The organism is Sabulicella glaciei, from assembly GCF_026183895.1.
Classification (GTDB): Bacteria; Pseudomonadota; Alphaproteobacteria; order Acetobacterales; family Acetobacteraceae; genus Roseococcus; species Roseococcus glaciei.
In genome coordinates, this window is the sequence record NZ_JAPFQI010000001.1 from 446,230 (window position 1) to 463,084 (window position 16,855).

Annotated in this window: 18 protein-coding genes; 9 read left to right on the forward strand and 9 right to left on the reverse strand. The window is 69.3% G+C overall.

Annotated features, from left to right (window positions below):
• The first annotated feature begins 39 nt into the window (after positions 1 to 39).
• Positions 40 to 1,359: a hemolysin family protein gene (locus tag OF850_RS01910; protein ID WP_301587970.1), complete on the forward strand. Its 1,320-nt coding sequence runs from the start codon at positions 40 to 42 to the stop codon at positions 1,357 to 1,359.
• Between the two features lie 10 nt (positions 1,360 to 1,369).
• On the opposite strand, the gene OF850_RS01915 is transcribed toward OF850_RS01910, so the two are convergent.
• Positions 1,370 to 1,867 carry a DUF4142 domain-containing protein gene (locus tag OF850_RS01915; RefSeq protein WP_301587971.1) on the reverse strand — a complete coding sequence of 166 codons (498 nt, stop codon included), beginning with the start codon at positions 1,865 to 1,867 and terminating at the stop codon, positions 1,370 to 1,372.
• Positions 1,868 to 1,950: 83 nt separating this feature from the next.
• Positions 1,951 to 2,430: a xanthine phosphoribosyltransferase gene (gpt, locus tag OF850_RS01920; RefSeq protein WP_301587972.1), complete on the reverse strand. Its 480-nt coding sequence runs from the start codon at positions 2,428 to 2,430 to the stop codon at positions 1,951 to 1,953.
• A 125-nt stretch (positions 2,431 to 2,555) separates the two neighbouring features.
• Between gpt and OF850_RS01925 the strand changes: the two genes are divergently transcribed.
• Positions 2,556 to 4,157: a gamma-glutamyltransferase family protein gene (locus tag OF850_RS01925; protein ID WP_301587973.1), complete on the forward strand. Its 1,602-nt coding sequence runs from the start codon at positions 2,556 to 2,558 to the stop codon at positions 4,155 to 4,157.
• Between the two features lie 3 nt (positions 4,158 to 4,160).
• Positions 4,161 to 5,657 (forward strand): amidase, encoded by a 1,497-nt coding sequence (locus tag OF850_RS01930; protein ID WP_301587974.1) that lies wholly within the window; start codon positions 4,161 to 4,163, stop codon positions 5,655 to 5,657.
• A 9-nt stretch (positions 5,658 to 5,666) separates the two neighbouring features.
• Here OF850_RS01930 and OF850_RS01935 read toward each other — a convergent pair whose 3' ends face one another.
• Both OF850_RS01935 and OF850_RS01940 read right to left on the reverse strand, forming a co-directional pair.
• On the reverse strand, positions 5,667 to 5,906 hold the full coding sequence (locus OF850_RS01935; protein ID WP_301587975.1) for a hypothetical protein: 240 nt from the start codon (positions 5,904 to 5,906) through the stop codon (positions 5,667 to 5,669).
• Between the two features lie 119 nt (positions 5,907 to 6,025).
• Positions 6,026 to 6,271, reverse strand: a complete 246-nt coding sequence (locus tag OF850_RS01940) for an Lrp/AsnC family transcriptional regulator (RefSeq protein ID WP_301587976.1) — start codon at positions 6,269 to 6,271, stop codon at positions 6,026 to 6,028.
• 153 nt (positions 6,272 to 6,424) lie between these two features.
• Here OF850_RS01940 and OF850_RS01945 point away from each other — a divergent pair, with 153 nt between their 5' ends.
• Entirely contained in the window at positions 6,425 to 7,477 is a 1,053-nt protein-coding gene (locus OF850_RS01945; protein WP_301587977.1) for an ABC transporter ATP-binding protein, read from the forward strand.
• Positions 7,474 to 8,475, forward strand: coding sequence for an ABC transporter ATP-binding protein (locus tag OF850_RS01950; protein ID WP_301587978.1), 1,002 nt, complete (start codon positions 7,474 to 7,476; stop codon positions 8,473 to 8,475). Before OF850_RS01945 ends, OF850_RS01950 begins: the two co-directional genes overlap by 4 nt.
• 24 nt (positions 8,476 to 8,499) lie before the next feature.
• On the opposite strand, the gene OF850_RS01955 is transcribed toward OF850_RS01950, so the two are convergent.
• The 3 genes from OF850_RS01955 to OF850_RS01965 form a co-directional block, all read right to left on the reverse strand.
• On the reverse strand, positions 8,500 to 9,606 hold the full coding sequence (locus OF850_RS01955; protein ID WP_301587979.1) for a glycosyltransferase family 4 protein: 1,107 nt from the start codon (positions 9,604 to 9,606) through the stop codon (positions 8,500 to 8,502).
• Positions 9,603 to 11,126, reverse strand: coding sequence for a lipopolysaccharide biosynthesis protein (locus tag OF850_RS01960; RefSeq protein ID WP_301587980.1), 1,524 nt, complete (start codon positions 11,124 to 11,126; stop codon positions 9,603 to 9,605). Before OF850_RS01960 ends, OF850_RS01955 begins: the two co-directional genes overlap by 4 nt.
• A 451-nt stretch (positions 11,127 to 11,577) precedes the next feature.
• Positions 11,578 to 12,537, reverse strand: a complete 960-nt coding sequence (locus OF850_RS01965) for a Bug family tripartite tricarboxylate transporter substrate binding protein (protein ID WP_301587981.1) — start codon at positions 12,535 to 12,537, stop codon at positions 11,578 to 11,580.
• Between the two features lie 88 nt (positions 12,538 to 12,625).
• Between OF850_RS01965 and OF850_RS01970 the strand changes: the two genes are divergently transcribed.
• The 3 genes from OF850_RS01970 to folK are packed head-to-tail and all read left to right on the forward strand — an operon-like array spanning position 12,626 to position 14,320.
• Positions 12,626 to 13,288 carry a sulfite oxidase-like oxidoreductase gene (locus OF850_RS01970; RefSeq protein WP_301587982.1) on the forward strand — a complete coding sequence of 221 codons (663 nt, stop codon included), beginning with the start codon at positions 12,626 to 12,628 and terminating at the stop codon, positions 13,286 to 13,288.
• Positions 13,281 to 13,832 (forward strand): glutathione peroxidase, encoded by a 552-nt coding sequence (locus tag OF850_RS01975; RefSeq protein ID WP_301587983.1) that lies wholly within the window; start codon positions 13,281 to 13,283, stop codon positions 13,830 to 13,832. The genes OF850_RS01970 and OF850_RS01975 overlap by 8 nt, the downstream gene beginning before the upstream one ends.
• Positions 13,829 to 14,320 carry a 2-amino-4-hydroxy-6-hydroxymethyldihydropteridine diphosphokinase gene (gene folK, locus OF850_RS01980; RefSeq protein ID WP_301587984.1) on the forward strand — a complete coding sequence of 164 codons (492 nt, stop codon included), beginning with the start codon at positions 13,829 to 13,831 and terminating at the stop codon, positions 14,318 to 14,320. The genes OF850_RS01975 and folK overlap by 4 nt, the downstream gene beginning before the upstream one ends.
• A 59-nt stretch (positions 14,321 to 14,379) precedes the next feature.
• Here folK and pip read toward each other — a convergent pair whose 3' ends face one another.
• A complete protein-coding gene (pip, locus tag OF850_RS01985; protein ID WP_301587985.1) occupies positions 14,380 to 15,327 on the reverse strand; it encodes a prolyl aminopeptidase in 948 nt (315 codons plus the stop codon).
• Between the two features lie 84 nt (positions 15,328 to 15,411).
• Here pip and OF850_RS01990 point away from each other — a divergent pair, with 84 nt between their 5' ends.
• Positions 15,412 to 16,173 (forward strand): hypothetical protein, encoded by a 762-nt coding sequence (locus OF850_RS01990; RefSeq protein WP_301588843.1) that lies wholly within the window; start codon positions 15,412 to 15,414, stop codon positions 16,171 to 16,173.
• Here OF850_RS01990 and OF850_RS01995 read toward each other — a convergent pair whose 3' ends face one another.
• Entirely contained in the window at positions 16,174 to 16,848 is a 675-nt protein-coding gene (locus tag OF850_RS01995; protein ID WP_301587986.1) for a GntR family transcriptional regulator, read from the reverse strand.
• Positions 16,849 to 16,855 lie beyond the last annotated feature (7 nt).

A 16,855-nucleotide genomic window follows, 5' to 3' on the forward strand; every position in this document is an offset into this window, starting at 1 on the left:
TCCTCGTCCTGGTGTCCAGCATGCCCTACATACCCTGGCATGGGCGTTACCTTTGAGATTGCGATCGTTCTCCTTCTGACGGTGCTCAACGGCGTATTCGCCATGAGCGAGCTCGCCGTCGTGTCCTCGCGCAGGGCGCGCCTCATCAGCATGGAGCGCAAGGGCAGCCGCGGCGCGGCCGCCGCGCTGCGCCTGCAGGAGAATCCATCTCGCTTCCTGCCGACCGTGCAGGTCGGCATCTCGCTGGTCGGCATCCTTGCAGGTGTGTTCGGCGGCGCGGCCATTGCCGGGCCGCTCGGCGACTGGTTCGTGGAGGTTCCTGCGCTTGCGGTCTGGGGGCGCAGCCTCGCCTTCTTCCTGGTGGTCGTCGGCATCACCTACCTCAACCTCATTCTCGGCGAACTCGTGCCGAAGCAGATCGCCTTGCGTGACCCAGAGCGCGTGGCCGCCATGCTCGCCCTGCCGCTGGAGGCGCTGGCGCGGACCAGCTCGCCGGTCATCTGGGTTCTTTCGCGCTCCTCGGACCTCATCCTGCGCCTCGTGGGCGCGCACCGTCCGACTGAGCAGGGGGTGACGGAAGAGGAGGTGAAGGCCCTGGTCGCCGAGGGAGCCGAGGCCGGCGCGCTGGAGCACACGGAGCGCCAGATGATCGAGCGCGTCCTGCGCCTTGCCGACCGCCCGGTGCGCGCGCTGATGACGCCGCGCACCGAGGTGGCCTGGATCGACCGCAACGCCACGTCCGACCAGGTCGCGGAGGCGCTGCGCTCCGAGACGCTGACGCGCTTCGTCGTCGCCGACGGCCGCGTGGACAACGTAGTGGGGGTGGTGGCGGTCAAGGACCTGCTGGACCAATGCTTGTCCGGAGGTCCGATGAATCTGGCCACCGCACTGCGTCAGCCCACCGTCCTGCCCGACAACCTTTCGGCCATGGATGCGCTGGAAAGGCTGCGCGCCGACGCGCTCGGCATCGCGCTGGTGCTGGACGAGTACGGCTCCTTCGAAGGGGTGGTGACCGCGTCCGACCTGCTGGAAGCCATCGTGGGCGAGCTGGGTCCCGCACCCGAATCCGGCAAGCCTTCCGCCGTGACGCGCCATGACGGCTCGATGCTGCTGGACGGGATGATGGCGCTGGACGAGCTGCGCGAGCGCCTGGGCGAGTTCGAGCCGCCGCCGCAATCGGCCTCCTACCACACCGTCGCGGGCCTCATGCTCGCGCTGCTCCAGCGCGTCCCGCGCGAAGGGGACCGCATCGCCCATGGCGGGTGGCGCTTCGAGATCCTGGATATGGATGGGCGCCGCGTGGACAAGGTCCTCGCGGCGCGGGAGGAGGCGGTCGCGCCGCCCCCTGTGGAAGGTTGAGGGCCGAGCCTCAGCCGCGCTGCTGCGTCATCAGCATCTCGATCGTCGCGATGTGCGACTTGATCGCCGGCACCGCCATGGTGCCGATGATGCGCTCCTCGGTGGAGGTTCCGCTCTGGGCGATGGAGCTGTGGATGCGCAGAAGCTCCTGATGCCCCTCGAGCTGGCTCTGGAGGAAGGCACGGTCGAACTCGGTTCCGCTCATCGACTCCATGCGCTGCATGGCCTGCATCTTCTCGGCGGGCACGGAAACGGTCTGCGGGATGGTGACGCCCGCCATCCGCATCGCCTCCATGGCGGCCATCTGTTCCTCTGCCTCGAGCTGCGCGAACTGGCGCACGGCGGGGTTGCTGGCGCGCCGCAGGCCCGACTGGGCCGACTGAAGCGAAGCGGTGCCGGCGGACAGCGCGGCGGTGCGCATTTCCATCGCGCCCTGCGCGCGCACGATGGTGGGAAGGAAAAGCGCGCCGCCCATCAGGGCGAGGCCGGCGTTACGGCGTTGAAGCATGGGGAAAGCTCCGTCTGGACGTGGTGTCAGCGCCGCAACGGCCCGCGGAAAGCTGCGGTTTCCCTTGCTTCAATGGGTTCCTGCTACTTCCCCCCGGCCGAGCGGGCGATGGGCGGGACGAATTGCTGCTCCGTGTCCCAGGGGAACAGGATCCAGGTGTCCTGGCTGACCTCCGTCACGAAGGTGTCCACCAGCGGCTTGCCCGCCGGCTTGGCATAGACGGTCGCGAAATGCGCCTTGGGCAACATGGCGCGCACGACGCGGGCCGTGGTGCCGGTGTCCACCAGATCGTCCAGCAACAGCCAGCCCTCGCCATCGCCGGCGGCGGCGGCCGTCTTCACGATGCGGGGGTCGCCTTTCACCTCCTCGTCATAGGTGACGACGCTCACCGTCTCGATGATGCGGCAATCCAGCTCGCGCGCCACGATGGCAGCCGGGATCAGTCCGCCGCGGGTGATGGCGATGACGCCCTTCCAGGGACCGGCCCCCACCAGGCGCCACGCCAGGGCCTTGCCATCGCGGTGAAGCTGGTCCCAGGACACGGTGTAGTAGCGCTGCGCCATCGTGATGCCTTCTCGAATCGCTCGACCGGCGCCTAGCCGATCCTTGGTCTCCCTGGAAAGGGGGCTCCCGGGCGGTCGAATTTGCGCCATACAGGACCCGACGTCCTGCTGTGAAAGGTCCCACAATGCGCGATTTCCATGCTCCCGGCCGCAGCCCGGTCCTCGCCGGGCGCGGGATGGCCGCGACCTCCATGCCCGCGGCCAGCCTCGCCGCGATCGAGGTGCTGAAGGGCGGCGGCAACGCGCTGGACGCCGCCATCGCCGCGGTTGCCCTGCTGGGCGTGATCGAGCCCCAATCCACCGGCATCGGCGGGGACTGCTTCTGCCTCTACGCCCCGGCCGGGACGGGCCAGGTCATTGCCATGAACGGCTCCGGCCGGGCTCCTGCGGGCGCGACGCCGGAGGTGCTGCGGGCCGCCGGGCTTTCCGCCATGGTCAACACCTCCGCCCATTCGGTGACGATTCCCGGCGCCGTGGCCGCCTGGGAGAAGCTGAACGCGGCCTACGGACGGCGCGGCCTGGACGTACTGCTCCAGCCCGCGATCCGCGCAGCGGAGAAGGGGTTCCACGTCCATTCCCGCGTCGCCCATGACTGGTCCGAGGCCGAGGGCAAGCTGACCAGCCACCCCGCCAGCGCCCGCCGCTACCTGAAGGACGGTGCCGCCCCGCGCATGGGCGACCGGATGGAGTTCCCGGCCTTGGGCCGCACGCTGGGCGCCATCGCCAGGAACGGCGCCCGCGCCTTCTACGAGGGCGAGATCGCGGCCGACATGGTCCGCACCCTGCGCGATGCCGGCGGAACCCACACGGAGGCGGATTTCGCCGCCGGGCTGAACGGCCCGGAGTTCGTGACCCCCATCCAGCGCCGGTTCAAGGGCCTGGACATCTTCGAGTGCCCGCCCAACGGCACGGGCATCATCGCCCTGATGATGCTGGGTCTGCTGGAGGGGTTCGGCCCTGCGCCCGACGGGCCGCTCGGCCTCACGCGCCTGCACCGCCACATCGAGGCCGGACGCCTGGCCTATCGCGACCGTGACGCCTTCATCGCCGACCCCGCGCATGTGGACGTGCCGGTGGAGAAGCTTCTTTCTGACGAATACCTGCAAGCCCTGGCGCGCAACATCCGCGACGACGCCGCGTCGGAGCTGCCGCCCGCGGGGCAGGCGCTGCTGCCGGTCCATGCCGACACGGTCTATCTCTGCGTGGTGGATGAGGAGGGGAATGCCTGCTCATTCATCAACTCGCTCTTCGAAAGCTTCGGCTCCGGCATCCTCGCCGAGGAGTCTGGAGTGATGCTGCACAATCGCGGCTTCGGCTTCCGCCTCCAGGAAGGGCATCCGAACTGCATTGCCCCGGGCAAGCGCCCCATGCACACGATCATCCCCGGCATGGCGATGAAGGATGGGCAGGTTCATATGCCCTTCGGTGTGATGGGCGGGCATTTCCAGCCCATGGGACAGTCGCTGCTGCTCACCAACATGCTGGATTACGGCCTCGACGTGCAGCAGGCGCTCGACCTGCCGCGACTCTTCCCGCGGGAGGGCCGCATCCAGGTGGAGCGCGGCATCCCCGCCGAGGTGGTGCGCGGCCTCAACGCAATGGGTCATGACTGCCTCGACTTCGAGAAGCCGCATGGCGGCGGGCAGGCCATCGTCATCGACCGCGAGCGTGGCTGCCTGATCGGGGGCAGCGACCCTCGCAAGGATGGCTGCGCGCTGGGATACTGAGCCATGACCGAACCCTGCGACCTTTCCGCCGTTGAGGCGCGCCGCCTGATCGGGCAGAAGCATCTTTCCCCCACCGAGCTCCTCGAATCCTGCCTGCGGCGGATCGAGGAGGTGAACCCTGCCGTCAACGCCATGGTCGCCATGGATGAGGCTTCGGCCCGGCAGGAGGCCAAGTCGGTCGAGGCGGCCATCGCGCGCGGCGACACGATCGGCCCGCTCGCGGGCCTGCCGCTCGGCATCAAGGATCTGGAGCAGACGAAGGGGCTGCGCACCACCTGGGGCAGCCCGATCTTCCGTGACCACGTCCCGGATCGCGACGAGGGAATGGTCACGAATCTCCGCGCCGCCGGCGGGATCGTGCTTGGCAAGACCAACGTCCCGGAATTCGGCCTGGGCGCGAACAGCCGCAACGCCGTCTATGGCGCCACGGGCAATGCCTTCGACAACACGCGCAACTCCGCCGGTTCCTCCGGCGGGTCGGCCGTCGCGCTGGCGACCGGCATGGTCCCGCTGGCCAGCGGCAGCGACACGGGCGGATCGCTTCGCAATCCCGCCGCCTTCAACGGCATCGTTGGCTACCGCCCCTCACCAGGCCTGGTTCCGTCGGAGCGACGCATCCATGGCTGGTCGGCGCTGTCCGTGCTCGGCCCCATGGCGCGCACCGTGCCCGACCTGTCGCTGATGCTGGCGGCGATGGCGAGCGACGACGCCGCTGATCCGCTGGCCTACACGCTGCACGCTCGCACCGTGCGCGGCGAGGCAGCGCTGTTCCACCCGCCGCGCCGCATTGACCTTGCCACCTTGCGCTTCGCCGCAACCGAGGATTTCGGCCAGGCCCTGGTTGAACAGGTGGTGCGCCGCAAGTTCCGCGAGGCGGTTTCCGCCATCGCCCCGCTGGCGGCCGGCATGGAGGATGCGACGCCCGATCTTTCCGGCGGCGACGAGGCCTTCGAGGTGCTTCGCGCCGTGGGCGTCCTGGCCTCGCATGGCGAGAAAGTGCGGACCCGTCCCGAGGATTGCGGCCCCAACATGCACGCCAACGTGGAGGAGGCGCTTCGCTACTCCGTCGAGGACGTAGCAAGGGCGCTCACGACGCAGACGCGCATCTACCGTGGCTTCCAGAGCTTCTTCGAGCGCCACGACATCCTGATCACGCCGGCCATCACCACCAGCCCCCGGTCGTGGCGCGAACTCTTCCCTGAGACGATCGACGGGGCGAAGGTCCGTACCTACTTCCACTGGCTCGCATTGGCCTATTACGTGACCCTCACCGGCCATCCCGCGATCAGCCTGCCCGTCGGCCTCGACGAGAAGGGCATGCCCTTCGGCCTGCAGATCGTCGGGCCGCGCGGCGGCGATGCCTTCCTGCTCGGCGTGGCGGCGGCGCTGGAGGAGGCGCTGTCCGGCAGTGCGGCGACGGCGCGGCCCGTGCCCGACCTGTCCAAGCTGCGCGCGGCGACGCCAATCGCCCAGATGGAGGGTTTCCTGGGCTTCGGCTGAAGCCCGGGACTACCAGCCGTAATAGGGGCGCGGGCGTCCGTAATAGCCGTAGGCGCGCGGCGGCGGCCCATAATAGCCGCGATCGTAATACGAGTAGCGCGGCTGGCTGGCAGCCGCGATGCCCAGCCCGGCTGCGGCGCCGATGCCTGCGCCCAGCAGGCCCGTGGCCAGGGGGTCGGGATACCCGTAAGGGTCCGTGCAGGCGCCGAGCGCCAGGAGCGCCGCGGGCAGGATCAAGAGCTTGCGCATGGAAATAACCTCCGATGCGCCCAAAAATGGGCGTGCATCGTGTCCAACGCACGGCGGGGCGGAGGTGTTTTCCGGCAGATTGCGGCGATGTGAGGGCAGGGGTCGCCCGGCCGGCGCCCTCAGCGCGAGAAGGCGTTGAAGGTCTGCAGCGTGTAGGTGTCCTTCACCCCCGGAACGGTCTGCACCTTCTCCACCACGAACAGGCCGATGTCCTGCTCGGCCGACAGGTAGAACTTCCCAAGCAGGTCGTACTGGCCGGAGATGGAGTGCATCTCCGACATCTCCTCAATGCCGTCGGCCATCTCGCGCGCCACGCGGTAGGCCTGTCCCATCTCGCACTTGATCATAACGAAAATGGCGCGCATCGGACCCTCCGCTTCGGTGGGGACAGGATATGCCGCGCCACCGGGCGCGCGTCCACCGCGCTGCCCAGGGCGCGAGCAGGGTTCGAGACGCGCTCTCCCCTTTGGGTGACGGAAGCGGTTGCGCCCGGCGCGCGCCTGTCGCCAAATCGGCACATGGACGCGCTGCCCCCTTCCGCTGACCGTGGCGGACCCGCCCAACCCCTGCTGCGCCTGGATGGGCTGGTGAAGCATTTCCCGCTCAAGGGCGGCCTCCTGGGCCGCACCCAGGCCGTGGTGCGCGCCGTGGACGGGGTGGGCTTCGACGTCCGCAAGGGCGAGACGCTCGGCATCGTGGGGGAAAGCGGCTGCGGCAAGTCCACGACCGCGCGCCTCCTGATGCGCCTCCTCGACCCCGACTCCGGCACCATGGTCTTCGACGGGGAGGCGGTGGGCGGCAACGCCCAGTCGGGCGGCCTGCCGCTACGCGCGTATCGCCGCCAGGTGCAGATGGTCTTCCAGGACAGCTACGCCTCGCTCAATCCGCGCCTGCCGATCGAGGACAGCGTCGCCTTCGCGCCCAAGGTTCATGGGCTCGGCAATGCCGAAGCGGTGCGGCGCGCCCGCGACATGCTGGCCGCGGTGGGGCTGGCCCCGGCCAACTTCGCCCGGCGCTATCCGCACGAGCTCTCGGGTGGCCAGCGCCAGCGCGTGAACATCGCCCGCGCCCTGGCCCTCCGCCCGCGCCTCGTCATCCTCGACGAGCCCGTGAGTGCCCTCGACAAGTCGGTCGAGGCACAGGTGCTGAACCTCCTGGTAGATCTGAAGGAGGAGTTCGGCCTCACCTATGTCTTCATCTCGCACGACCTGAACGTGGTGCAGTACATCAGCGACCGCGTGCTGGTTATGTATCTGGGCGAGGTGACGGAGATCGGCCCGGTGGAGCGCATCTATGAGCGCCCGGCCCATCCGTACACGGCGGCCCTGCTCGCCTCCCGCCCGTCCATGGACCCGTCCAACCGCCGCACCGCGCCGCCCCTGACAGGCGACCCGCCCAATCCGGTGAACCCGCCCTCCGGCTGCCGCTTCCGAACGCGCTGCCCCCATGCGGAGGCGGTCTGCGCCGAGCGGAAGCCCATCATGGCAGATCTGGGCGTCGGCCACGCCGCTGCGTGCCACATCGCGAATCCCGGAAGCGGCCATTCCCTGGCCGAGAAGGTAGCGGCATGAGCCTTGTGAAGCTGCGCGACCTGCGCGTCACCTTCCGCACCCGCGACCGCACGGTGCATGCGGTGAATGGCGTGGATCTGGACCTCGCCGCCGGCGAGACGCTGTGCATCCTGGGCGAGTCCGGCTCCGGCAAGTCCGTGACGCTGCGCGCCCTCATGCGCCTCCTCCCTCGCTTCGCCGAGGTCCAGGGAACGGTGGAGGTGGCGGGGCAGGACGTGACGCGGATGAGCGAGTCCGCGCTCACCGACCTTCGCGGACGCGACGTGGCGATGATCTTCCAGGAGCCGATGACGGCCATGGACCCGGTCTTCACCATCGGCCAGCAGATCGCCGAGACTGTGCGGCGGCACGAGCGCGTCTCCCGCGCCGATGCCGAGGCGCGGGCGCTGGAGTTGCTGGAACTGGTGCAGATCCCCTCGGCGAAGCGCCGCCTCGCTGCCTATCCGCACGAATTGTCGGGCGGGCTGCGCCAGCGCGCGATGATCGCCGTGGCGCTGGCCTGCCGACCCAAGCTGCTGCTCGCCGACGAGCCGACGACCGCGCTGGACGCCACGGTGCAAATCCAGGTCCTGCTCCTGCTGCGCGAGCTGCAGCAGCGCTTCAACATGGGGGTGATCTTCGTCACCCACGACCTCGGCGTGGCCGGCGAGATCGCGGATCGAGTGGCGGTGATGTACGCGGGGCGCGTGGTGGAGGAGGGGCCGGTCTCGGGCCTGATGTCCGGGCCGCTGCATCCCTACGCGCAAGGATTGCTGGGCGCCACCGTGCATCCAGGAATGCGCGGCAAGCGCCTCACCACGATCCCTGGCGCGCCGCCGGCGCTGGACAAGGAGCCGACCGCCTGCGCCTTCGCGCCGCGCTGCGACCGGGCGCACGAACCCTGCCTGGCCGACGTGCCGAGCCTTCGGGAGCCGGTGGCGGGCCGCCGCGCTCGGTGCGTTCTGGTGCCGGACCAAACGGCGTGGTGCGTCAGCGAGGCCCTGTCGCCGGCGCCTTGAATGGCACCTTCCGCGAGGCCTGTCCTAGGGGCCAGCGTACTTCCGGAGGATGCTCACTTGCTTGGCCAGCTGGCGCTCGACCGTCGCATTCTGCTCGATCCACCGGCGCGCGTTGGCCCCGAGGCGGGCACAGGTGTCCGGCTCCCGCAGAAGGCGCAGGATCGCTTCGCGCAGCGCGGTCTTGTCTCCACAAGGGACAACCAAGCAGGTTTCCTCGTGCTGGATGTAGTCGCGGATCGCCGGGTTGTCCGAAACGATCATGGCTCGGCCGCTCGCCGCCGCCTCGAGGATGCTGTTGACCCCGCCCGCATTCAGACTTGGCCGCAAGGGAATCACGACGAAGCGGCTGGCCTCGTAGAGCGAACGAAGCTCCAACTCGCTGATGCGCTTGTTCATGAGCGAAGTGCGAGGGGGAAGGGGCTGGGTCGCCGGGATGCGGGACGTCTTCAGGACGAGATCCGCAGGAACCCCCTCCATCGCCTCGAGAAGCGTACCGAAGTCCCGGCTGTGGTCATTCCCGATGCTCAGGATCGGCCCGTCCGGCTGCGGCGGCGCCTTCCGCCAGAACTCCGTGTCGATGGCCTGCCACAGGACCTCGACACCCTCGGTGCGCCCCCATCGCGCCGCGACATACTCCTTCTGGAAGGAGGAGAGGAGGATGATGGCGTCGGCGCGCGGAACTACCTTGTCCAGCACCCAGTTTCGAACCCACCACTTCTCGCTCAAGATCAGGTCGTACACCACGATCTTTGGGCGAAACCCGACGGCGCGGCGCAGCAGCAAGGGCACGAGGGCCGGACCCTCGTTGACCGAAAGGAGGATGTCGACGTCACGGTCGCCCGCAAGGCTGCGGAGGGCACGAAGCGGGTCGAGCCCCTGAAGCAGCGGCCCCTTATTTGCCAGGGGGTTCCATGGCAGGGTGCCCGCATCCCGCGACCGCCACTCGATGTCCATCGCGGCCAGGATCTTGTGTGAACGGTCGGGATCGACACCCTCCCCGGGTCGCCAGGCGGCCCGACGCTCGCGCCAACTGATGCAGTTCAGGTCAACGACGCGCAGGAAACGACCGCTTTCCTTCTCCGGCAACTGGATGTCGTCCATGAGTTCCTGCACGTCGAGCGAGCCCTTCATCGGTGCACCGAATTTGCCAGGCGGAGGCGCATCCCCATCCACGCGGAGCGGAGCATTCCCGTCATCCGCTCTTCCGGCCCGGCCGGGCGCCCGGCGAGCCACCACAGCACGGCCTGGGCGATCAGATGAACGGCGGCGCCGATGCCCGCCAGAAGCGCAAGCCGCCAGGTGTCGTCGACCAGGCCGGCCTGGTCAGGTGGGACCCACTGGCGTGCCGCCAGGACCACAACGGCCATCAACGCGGCCGCTGTGAAGGATCGCCAGACCCGCTTCACGGTATCGCTCAGGCGATGTCCCAGAAGCTGTGCCGCCTGCCAGTTCCAGACGACCATGTTGACTGAAGCGCTCACCAGCATGCCCATGAGGAGGCCGACCGTCCCGCCCAGCCATACTCCGAGAAGGATGATTGGGAGGCGGAAGAACACCAGCCCGATATAGGTAACCACAAGCATGCGGAACCGGTCCTTCAACGTGAACACGTTGAAGGTGAAATGGGCGAAGCTGTCGGCGAGCGAGTAAAGGGCGCAAAGAACGATCAGCGGTGCCGTCCCCTCCCATTTCGCGCCGAGCGCGATCCGCTCGACCTCCGGCGCCACGAGGCTGATGCCGACCGAGAGCGGGATGATCACAGCGGCAAGGAGACCGAGGCTGTCCAGGAAATGGTTCCGCAGCAGCGCCGCATCGTCCTGAACGCGCGCATAGCCCGCATAGAGTGGTTGCCGGATCGGTACGGCCACTTCTGTGACGGGCGTCGCGCTGATCTGGTAGGCGGCGTTGTAGCTGCCCACTGCCGAGACGCCGACCGCAGCGCCGAGCGTGAGGTTCGGGGATTGGCCGTCGGCAGCGAGACACAGGTTGAAGCAGAACATCCACTTGGAGAAGCCGAAGAACTCCCGCCAGTGGGACAGGCAGAACCTCGGCCGGTGCGGGGCCAAGTGGTAGGAGTACGGCACGGTGATCAGCTTTGCCGCGAGGTTGCCCAGGACGAGGCACCAGTAATTCCCAAGAATCAGCGCAAGAGCGACCGTCAGAATGAACGAGAGAAGACGCTGCGCCACCTGCTGCCGGAACAGGAGGTCGAAGCGAAGCTCCCGCTGCAGCCGCGCGAGGCCGATGCTCATGAAGCCATCCAGCGCGATGGTGCCCGAGATCACCAGCAGGACAGGCGCAATGCGCGGCTCGTCGAAGGCCCAAGCCTGCAGGGGTGCCGTCAGCGCCACCAGCAAGCAGAGCAGCAGGCACCGGATGAGGTTCATCGTCCAGGCGGTGTCGTAGGCATCGCGGTCCACCTCGGCCCGCCGCACGAGGAGGATGGCATATCCGGTCGCAGTGAGCGTGTCCGCGATCGCAAAGATGGCGGAGGCGAGGGCGATGATGCCGAAATCCTCGGGGACCAGCAGCCGCACCAGGATCAAGGTGGAGAAGATGCTGATCAGCCGGATCGCCAGGCGCCCAGCCACCATCACGCCGGCGGCGGCCGCCACCTTACGACCGAGCGAGGGTTCCGAGGCGACGCTCATACGAAGTCGATGCCACGCCGCGAATGGGCCGGCCCGCCCTCACCGCGCCCGGGTGGCAACGGATGATGCAGCCTCCATCTTTCCATTCTGGGAATGTTCATGGCTCCCGTAACGGGCTGGCGCGAAACTGGTTGCGAATTGGGATGTGCAAAGACTGGATGGTGTCTGCCTTATAGGGCGCGGGGTGGGGCGGCTGCTAGGCCCTGTTTGGATGTGCACCGGAGCCGCAAGGCGAACCGTTCGCTGAATCCTGCAGGGAATTCATGCATGGTGATGGACCCTGCATTGGGCGCCACTCCGTCCCAGCGCGGGGCATGGAAGCGGCGCACCTGCCCGCCATCCATGCGCGAAGCGGGAAGCGGGTGCACCCATGGCTGCCCCGGCCACGCGAAGCGTCCCGCTACGCTCAGCACGTCGCGACACAAGGATGCTGGCCTTGGGATGATTGAGGCTAGCTCTCGAACATGATGTTGCGCTCCCGGATGATGCGCCCCCACTTCGCCGCCTCGGCCTGCACATGGGCCCGCGCCGCCGCCTCGTCCGACCCGCGCAGGAGGAAGCCCGCGCCCGCGGCGCGTGCCTGCACGTCCGGCTGCGCGATCGCATGGGCCGCAACCTCCGTGAGGCGGGCGGCCACCGCATCGGGCGTGCCGGCCGGAGCCCACCACATCACCCAGGAATAGGCCTCGAAGCCCGGCACCACGCTTTCGCTGACGGTCGGTAGTTCAGGGAAAGCGGGAATCCGCTCCGCCGTCCCGACAGCCAGGGCGGGAAGAGCGCGCTGCGCGATCAGTGCCTGGGCGGAGGGCAGGTCCAGGATCGTGAAATCCACCCTGCCTGCCTGAAGCTCGGTCAGCGAGGGCGCGGAACCGCGGAAGGGGACGTGGGTGATCTCGGCTCCGGTCATGGCGCGATAGAGTTCGCCAGCCAGGTGTGCCGGGTTCCCGACGCCGCCGGAGGCGAAGGTGAAGCGCCCCGGATTGGCCTGCACGACGCGGTGCCAGTCCTGCACGGACTGCGCCGGGAAGCCCGGGCGCGTCACGAGCACGGTGGGCGTGACCGCGAGCATGGAGAGCGGCCGGAAGTCCCGCACCGGGTCATAAGGCGGCGGGTTCATCATGAAGGGCGCGGTGAGGGAGGAGATGACCGCAACCAGGATGGTGTGCCCGTCCGGCGCCTCCCGCGCCACAATGGAGGAGCCGACGGCGGCGCCGGCGCCGGTCCGGTTCTCCACCGCCACCGGCTGGCCCAGCGCCGCCTGGGCATGGGGCGCCATCAGACGCGCCAGCAGGTCCGGGCTGCCCCCGGCCGGAAAGGGGACGATGAGGCGGATCGGCCGGCTTGGCGCCCAGCCCCCCTGGGCGAGGGCAGGCGTGGCAAGCGGGGCGAGCAAGAGCGCGCGGCGATGCATGGTCCGGTCTCCGGAAAGGCGACTGGCCGGTTGGCGTTCCCCGGCCCATATGTCCGATCTGAACCGAAGCCTGCAAGGATAGAATGCCATGGCGGAAGAGGACGGCGTGCGGCTCGAGGGGGAGGTGCGCGAGAAGCTGCTGCGCTCCAAGGAGCAATGGGCCCGGGAAGGGCGGCTGCTCACCGGCACCACTGGGGCGGACCGCCTGCCGCCCGGCCAGCGCCTGGTGACCGACTTCCCCGTGCTCGACCTCGGCGTGCAGCCCGAGGTGAAGCCGGAGCGCTGGCGCCTGCGCCTGGAAGGGCTGGTGGAGAATCGCCTCGCCCTGAACTGGGACGCCTTCATGGCCTTGCGGCAGCGCGACTTCGTGAACGACATCCACTGCGTCACGGCCTGGTCGCGCTACGATAATACGTGGCGCGGCGTGGCTAGCCGGGACCTGCTGGAACTGGCGAAGCCGAAGCCCGAGGCGCGCTTCGTCGTCTTCCACTCCTATGACGGGTACACCACGAACGTCTCGCTTGACTCCTTTGCGGACGAGAATGTGCTGGTGGCGCATAGCTGGGCCGGGAAGCCCCTGGACCGCGTGCATGGCGGCCCGGCGCGGATCGTCATTCCGCGCTATTACTTCTGGAAGTCGGCCAAGTGGGTGACGCGCATCGAGTTCCTCGCCGAGGACCGCCCCGGCTTCTGGGAGGTGCGTGGCTATCACAACAACGCCGATCCCTGGCTGGAGGAACGCTATGGTTGACGCGTTGCGCCGTGCGGCGCTGCTGGCCTCCAGCTTCGTCCTGCCCGCGGTTCGCCATGGTCACGCCGCTACGGGGGAGGATGCCTGGGGCTTCTCCTTTGAGGCGCTTGAGGGCGGCGCCCTGCCGCTCGCGCAGTATCGCGGCCGCGTGCTGCTGGTGGTGAACACCGCAAGCTTCTGCGGCTACACGCCGCAATACGAGACGCTGCAGCGCCTGCACGAGCGGCATGAGGCCCGCGGGTTGACGGTGATCGGGGTGCCCAGCAACGACTTCAGCCAGGAAAGCACCGAGGCGGCGAAGGTGCGCGAGTTCTGCGACGCCATGTTCGGCATCACCTTTCCGCTCACGGCCATCAGCCATGTGCGGGGCGAACGCGCCCATCCCTTCTTCCGCTGGGCGGCGGCCCAAGCCGGACCCGTGCGCTGGAACTTCCACAAGTACCTCGTCGCGCGGGACGGGCGGCGCGTTTCCGGCTTCTCCACCCAGACCGCGCCCGATGGCCCCGCGCTGAGCCGCGCCCTGGACGCGGCGCTGGCCGCGTGATCCTCGTCGGCATCGGCGCGAACCTGCCCGGCGCGGATGGGAGCCTGCCGCGCGCGACCTGCGAGGCGGCAGCGGCGGCGCTGCAGACCCTGCCAGGGCTTCGCCTTGCCTGCTTGTCCGGGTGGTGGGAAAGCGCGCCGGTGCCGCCCATGCCCGGGGCGCCGTGGTTCGTGAACGGGGTCGCGCGGCTGGAAGGCGGGATCGACCCCGCCACCTTGCTGGCCGCGCTGCACGGGATCGAGGCGGCGCATCACCGCGAGCGTCCCTATCCCAACGCCCCCCGCACCCTCGACCTCGACCTCCTGGATTGCAACGGCACCGTGTCCGACACGCCCGCGCTGCGCTTGCCGCATCCACGCCTTGCGTCGCGCGCCTTCGTGTTGCGCCCCCTGGCCGAGGTCGCGCCGGAGTGGCGCCATCCGGTCACCGGGGCCGGGCTTCCGGAACTTCTGGCCGCGCTGCCGCCGCAGGAAATCCGTCGGCTTTAGACCTTTTGCTTGCACGCGTTCTCAGAGCCGCCGAGCGGTTCCGCCCAGCCCGAAATGCTTCAACGCCGCCGGAACCGCTCCACCGCCGCCACCAGCGCTGTCCGCACCCCAGGCTCCAGCGCCGAATGCCCCGCATCCGGCACGAGCGTGAGCCGCGCCCGCGGCCAAGCAGCGGCGAGGTCGAAAGCGGTCTCGGCCGGGCAGACCATGTCGTAGCGGCCCTGGATGATCTCCGCCGGGATTTCGGTGAGGGAGTTCATCCCCGCGAGAAGCCCGCCTTCGCGCAGGAACAGCCCGTGGGCGAAGTAATGCGCCTCGATCCGCGCGAGGCCGAGGGCCGAGCGGTCCTGCGCGAAGCTTGCCACCGTCTCGGGCGAGGGGAGGAGGGTGGAGCAGGATCCCTCGTAATGGCTCCAGGCGCGCGCGGCGGGCAGGTGCACCAGGGGATCCGGGTCGGTCAGGCGGCGCAGGTAGGAGCCGAGGATTTCGCCGCGCTCGTGCGGAGGAAGGTGCTCCACGAAGGAAGCCCAGGCATCGGGGAAGAAGCGCCGGAGCCCGTGGAGGAACCAGTCCACCTCCGCCGGCCGCCCCAGGAAAACGCCGCGCAGCACGCAGCCCGTGACGCGCGAGGGGTGCGCCTGCGCGTAGGCAAGGGCGAGGGTGGACCCCCAGGATCCGCCGAAGAGCAGCCACTTCTCCAGCCCCAGGAAGCGGCGCAGCGTCTCGATGTCCTCGACGAGGTGAGGGGTGGTGTTCGCCCGCAGCTCGCCCAGCGGGCGGGAGCGGCCGGCACCGCGCTGGTCGAAGATGATGAGCCGCCAATGGGTCGGGTCGAAGAAGCGGCGATGCACCGCCCCGGCCCCGGCCCCCGGCCCGCCATGCAGGAACAGCACCGGCTGGCCGCGAGGATTGCCCACCTGCTCCCAGTACATGACATGGCCGTCGCCAAGCGGCAGCAACCCCGTCTCGAAGGGCGCGATGTCCGGAAAGAGGTCGCCACGGGGCATAAATCCTTATCCCCTCCCGGCGCGCGGCGTTCAATCCTTTGACGACGCCTCTTCGCCTCGGCCGCAAGCGCGCCTAACTTGGAGATGATGGCCCAGCAGCCCAATCCCGCACCGCCCCATGCCAGCCCGCCGCCGGGAATGGTGGCCTGTGGCGTGTGCGGCACGGAAAGCCGCCAGCCGAACTTCAAGCCCGCCATGCCCGAGCAGGCGCCCGACCTCGATCTGCGGCCCGGCCAGCCGCTGCGCGGTTCCATGGCGCGGTGGCTCCAGCAATGCCCACATTGCGGGTATTCCGCGCCGGAGATCGCCCAGGCCCATCCCGCCGCCGCGCAGGCCGTGGGGGCGGCCCATTTCCGGGCCCTGCTGAACGACCAGTCCATCCCGCCCCTGGCGCGGCGCTTTCTGGCCTGGGCCCTGATCCTCGAGGAGACGGGCGCGCTGCATGCGTCGGCCGAAGCGACGCTGCAGGCCGCCTGGGTGGCGGACGACCTCGCCAAGGCCGATTTTTCGCGCGCCTGGCGGCGGGAGGCGGTGGCGCTGTGGCGCTCCGGCCCGCCGCTCGACGCCGAGCAGACGGTGCGCGTGGTGGACAGCCTGCGCCGCGCCGGCATGCACGAGGATGCGGAGCACACCGCGCGCCGCCTGCTGGACACCAGCCCGCCCGAGGCGGTCGCCCAGGTGCTGACGCTGGAACTCCGCCTGATCGAGGCGCGGGACGAAAGGCGGCACAGCGTCGCCACCGCCTTGCCGCCGCCTGCGCGTCGCCCGCATGTCTCGCACCAGCCTAGCGTCAAGCGGGGAGAGGGGATCCGGGCCTGGCTGCGGCGGCTGTTCGGGCGCGATTGATCATTCCTGCCCGGCGCCGGGCACGCCGAGGGTCCGCAGCAGCCAGGCCAGCCTGTGCCGCTGCGCCGCCCGCGCATGCGCCCGCGCCGCATCCTCCGCCTCTGCCCCGTCGCGCGCCACAAGCGCGGCCAGGATGGCCCGGTGCTCGGCATGGGCCGCTTCCGCCCGCCCGCCAAGGGTGAGGATGGAGGGCAGCAGGGCCAGATGGGCGGAAAGCTGCTCCAAAGTCCGCAATAGATAGCGGTTATGGGTGGCGAGATAGATCATGCCGTGGAAGCGCAGGTTCAGCTCCGCCAAGCCGGGCGCGTTGGTGAAGCTGCCCGGCTCCGTGTCCAGCAGCTCCGTCATGGCTGCGAGTTCCGTGTCACTCGCGTGCTGCGCAGCGAGGCGCGCCGCCGCCCCCTCCATGATCTCGCGCATCACGTAAAGCTCGACGACCTGGGCGTGGTCGGGCCGGGTCACGGACAGGCCGCGCCGGGGCTCGTGCGTCAGCAGACCTTCGGACTCCAACCGGGCGATGGCCTGCCGCACCGGCGTGCGCGAGACGCCGAAGCGCGCGGCAAGGTCGGTTTCCGTCACCCGTATCCCAGGCGGCAGCGAGCCGTCGCGCAGCGCGGCACGGATGGCGGAATAGGCAACCTCGCCCAGGTCGCGTGCGGGGGTCGTTCCGTCCATCGCTCCA

What these genes read in the sequence shown, in the direction of transcription:
- OF850_RS01910 (WP_301587970.1), top strand. Translation starts at nt 40, where the DNA reads ATGGGCGTTACCTTTGAGATTGCGATCGTTCTCCTTCTGACGGTGCTC.
- OF850_RS01915 (WP_301587971.1), bottom strand. Translation starts at nt 1,867, where the DNA reads ATGCTTCAACGCCGTAACGCCGGCCTCGCCCTGATGGGCGGCGCGCTT.
- gpt (WP_301587972.1), bottom strand. Translation starts at nt 2,430, where the DNA reads ATGGCGCAGCGCTACTACACCGTGTCCTGGGACCAGCTTCACCGCGAT.
- OF850_RS01925 (WP_301587973.1), top strand. Translation starts at nt 2,556, where the DNA reads ATGCGCGATTTCCATGCTCCCGGCCGCAGCCCGGTCCTCGCCGGGCGC.
- OF850_RS01930 (WP_301587974.1), top strand. Translation starts at nt 4,161, where the DNA reads ATGACCGAACCCTGCGACCTTTCCGCCGTTGAGGCGCGCCGCCTGATC.
- OF850_RS01935 (WP_301587975.1), bottom strand. Translation starts at nt 5,906, where the DNA reads ATGCGCAAGCTCTTGATCCTGCCCGCGGCGCTCCTGGCGCTCGGCGCC.
- OF850_RS01940 (WP_301587976.1), bottom strand. Translation starts at nt 6,271, where the DNA reads ATGCGCGCCATTTTCGTTATGATCAAGTGCGAGATGGGACAGGCCTAC.
- OF850_RS01945 (WP_301587977.1), top strand. Translation starts at nt 6,425, where the DNA reads ATGGACGCGCTGCCCCCTTCCGCTGACCGTGGCGGACCCGCCCAACCC.
- OF850_RS01950 (WP_301587978.1), top strand. Translation starts at nt 7,474, where the DNA reads ATGAGCCTTGTGAAGCTGCGCGACCTGCGCGTCACCTTCCGCACCCGC.
- OF850_RS01955 (WP_301587979.1), bottom strand. Translation starts at nt 9,606, where the DNA reads ATGAAGGGCTCGCTCGACGTGCAGGAACTCATGGACGACATCCAGTTG.
- OF850_RS01960 (WP_301587980.1), bottom strand. Translation starts at nt 11,126, where the DNA reads ATGAGCGTCGCCTCGGAACCCTCGCTCGGTCGTAAGGTGGCGGCCGCC.
- OF850_RS01965 (WP_301587981.1), bottom strand. Translation starts at nt 12,537, where the DNA reads ATGCATCGCCGCGCGCTCTTGCTCGCCCCGCTTGCCACGCCTGCCCTC.
- OF850_RS01970 (WP_301587982.1), top strand. Translation starts at nt 12,626, where the DNA reads ATGGCGGAAGAGGACGGCGTGCGGCTCGAGGGGGAGGTGCGCGAGAAG.
- OF850_RS01975 (WP_301587983.1), top strand. Translation starts at nt 13,281, where the DNA reads ATGGTTGACGCGTTGCGCCGTGCGGCGCTGCTGGCCTCCAGCTTCGTC.
- pip (WP_301587985.1), bottom strand. Translation starts at nt 15,327, where the DNA reads ATGCCCCGTGGCGACCTCTTTCCGGACATCGCGCCCTTCGAGACGGGG.
- OF850_RS01990 (WP_301588843.1), top strand. Translation starts at nt 15,412, where the DNA reads ATGATGGCCCAGCAGCCCAATCCCGCACCGCCCCATGCCAGCCCGCCG.
- OF850_RS01995 (WP_301587986.1), bottom strand. Translation starts at nt 16,848, where the DNA reads ATGGACGGAACGACCCCCGCACGCGACCTGGGCGAGGTTGCCTATTCC.